Annotated in this window: 3 protein-coding genes and 1 pseudogene; all 4 read right to left on the bottom strand. The window is 39.7% G+C overall.

All coding sequences use genetic code 11. The features are described 5' to 3' along the window. Positions 1–122 precede the first annotated feature (122 nt). Positions 123–719 (bottom strand): hypothetical protein, encoded by a 597-nt coding sequence (locus RUMTOR_RS06465; protein WP_004846376.1) that lies wholly within the window; start codon positions 717–719, stop codon positions 123–125. After that, on the bottom strand, positions 688–1068 hold the full coding sequence (locus RUMTOR_RS06460) for a stage III sporulation protein AF (protein ID WP_004846375.1): 381 nt from the start codon (positions 1066–1068) through the stop codon (positions 688–690). Before RUMTOR_RS06460 ends, RUMTOR_RS06465 begins: the two co-directional genes overlap by 32 nt. A 249-nt stretch (positions 1069–1317) precedes the next feature. Beyond that, positions 1318–2340: a stage III sporulation protein AE gene (locus RUMTOR_RS06455; protein ID WP_004846373.1), complete on the bottom strand. Its 1023-nt coding sequence runs from the start codon at positions 2338–2340 to the stop codon at positions 1318–1320. After that, a pseudogene (locus RUMTOR_RS06450) lies at positions 2337–2516 on the bottom strand (SpoIIIAC/SpoIIIAD family protein); the annotation flags it as partial. The gene RUMTOR_RS06455 and the pseudogene RUMTOR_RS06450, both read right to left, overlap by 4 nt. Positions 2517–2612 lie beyond the last annotated feature (96 nt).

Below are 2612 nucleotides of genomic sequence, written 5' to 3'. Positions count from 1 at the left end.
TCATGAAATATTTTTCCCGAAATAATTCAAATATCCCGCCACTGCGATCATCACCGCCAACGCAGCTATGATAATCTGATTTTCTTAAATACTCGTTCACTTCACAAGCCTCCTTTTATGTATCATCCCCGTTTCATTATTTTTATCTTATGCGCTTCCACACCAAATAATGCCTGTACCGCTTCTGTAAGATTACGGGCAACAACTGCATCACCTCCTCCGTCCGCAATCACAATCACCCCTTCAACTTCCGGCGTCAGTTCTTTGCTTACATAAGGAACAGATGCTCCGTCTGCCGTCTGCTCATATACGCTGATTTTCTCCGACGTACTTTCCGAATCTTTCCGAACATTGCCGTCGGATGTCTCTTCTTGGGTCTGCGTACTTCCTGAATGATCTTTTTCAATCAATTTCTGTCCGTTTGATTTAAGCGTCACCATCACGGTTACTTTTCCTGCTCCTTTCACCTGCGACAGCACGGAAGATGTTTTTTCTTCTATGTATGTTTCATATTCTCCCGTTTGTGAATTTTTATTTTCTTTTCTTTTATTTTCATCTAATCCGCCTTTTTCCGAAGTCGGGGCAGAGGAACCGGTCGGAAGAACAATAACAAACAGCAGCGCACCAAGCAAAAACATAATGAGAAACATATTTTTCTTCGGAAACTTTTCCCCGTTTTTTAATGCCTTAATATACTCTTGAGCCTTTTTCAAATCCATCTTTTATCGACTCCTTTCCGGCATCTGTATCCGCTTTTTTTGTTCCTGTATGTTCTTCCTCTTTATTTTCTTCTATATAATTTTTCAGCATTTCCTCATAAGAGTTCCCGGCCTCTTCCAGTTCTTTTCTTTCTTTTTCATATACCTGATTACTGTAGATTGCTCCGAATGTTTCTTTCATGCCAAACACACTTAAGACCGGCATAAAAATAAGAACGATCAATACAAGACCGGAAAAAAAACGAATATATCTTTCATAATCTTTTCCCGGTACCGCATGAAGCATCGCCGTCACTACAACAAGATATACTGCTATATTTTGAATCCATTTATATACTTCTTCAAGCATTTTTGCCTCCTTTTAACGAAACAAAGCATACACATATGTATTTTCAGTCCTGCACTTTTTGTTCTTTATATAGTTATCATTTTTCATATTTCATGTAGTTACTCCGGCCACAACCGCTATTGTAAGCAAAAATTAAAAATCATACTGTAAAAATAACGGAAACTATCATTTCATACCCCTCGCTCACTCCGCGGATACAAGCGGTAATTCTTTTGTCCGAAACCCGGCTGTACCGCTGCCGCCGCCATTTTATACAAAAGCGCAGACAACAACATTTGCAGAATCGGAACCCGCACATATTAAAACCGCTATAAAAGCTCCTGCCATTCCGATTCCGTTTTTAATCAAAACAATCGTTCCCATTGTCACTTCCGCCATTCCTCCCATCACATTTCCTATCCACGGAAGTGCCTCTGCCGTCCTTGTAAGCGCACTTCTTTTTACCGTATCTATCGCAGGTGCCAACAGCCCTTGCACAACATTCACCCCGACAATACATGCAACGATCGTACGAAGCGTCCATGTCACCGCTTTTTTCAACAGATCGGCAAATTCAGAAAAGAGATCTTCTTCCGTTAAGTTTCCAAGCATTTGCACCATAATATAAACATTTATCACCGGGAAGAGAAACCTTACGATCACAAGCTCTGAAATATAAATCAGAAAAAGAATCAAATTATAAAAAAAGATTGAAGTCGCGCTTCCCGACGAAAACGCCACCGCAAGAAAATATCCGGGACAAAGAACTCTCATAAACGTCGTAAGAGACTCCAATTTTTCACTGATTCCATAAACCGCCGTCCGAAAAGACATCAAACAAAGCGTGATCAAAAGCATATATACAACGTAAAAACTTATTCCCGAAATCTGTCTGCTTTGAAAAGCTCCCGCAAAATTGCTGAATACAGCCGCCATAACGGCAATCAATATAATATAAACGAGAGTTTTTTTGCTGTACAAAAACTCATAGGCTATCTCGTCTCTTATGTATCCCGTAAGCAATTCTAACATTTCCCCCGGCTCTCCTGACAGAAAAGAAAATACAACTTCTTCAAAGGAAATTTTCTCTTTTGGAAACAATTCCGATAGACTTTTTTCAATTTCTTTAAAATCAAACTCTTCTTCCAATATTTTTGTTTCCGCTGTTTCTATGCTTTTTTTATCCGATTGAAAATTATCCGTTTCATCTGCCCGGACGATCCTTGTCCCGAACCCAAATACGAGAAGCGTTAAAAATAATGTAAAAAGAAATCTCCCTTTTCTTCCTTTCATGACAGAAACTCCCTGACTGTTTCAAGCAAAGCTGTCAAAACCGGCATCCCAAGCGCCAATATCGTCAGCTTTGCGAACGTTTCTATCTGTCCCGCAATCGTTTGATATCCTGCATCTTTGCAAATTCCGGAAGCAAATTCCGCAATATAAGTAATGCCGACCATCTTAAGAATTACGGAAAAATAGCTTGTTTCAAGTTGAGCGTATGCTATAAGTTCTTTTACAGTACGAACGAAAATACCAGAATCCACCACAGGGCGAGATCATCGAAG

The sequence above is a fragment of the [Ruminococcus] torques ATCC 27756 genome (assembly GCF_000153925.1).
In the GTDB taxonomy this organism is placed as follows: domain Bacteria; phylum Bacillota; class Clostridia; order Lachnospirales; family Lachnospiraceae; genus Mediterraneibacter; species Mediterraneibacter torques.
Note: the sequence above shows the minus strand (reverse complement) of the source record. Positions and strands in the feature narration are given on the sequence as shown.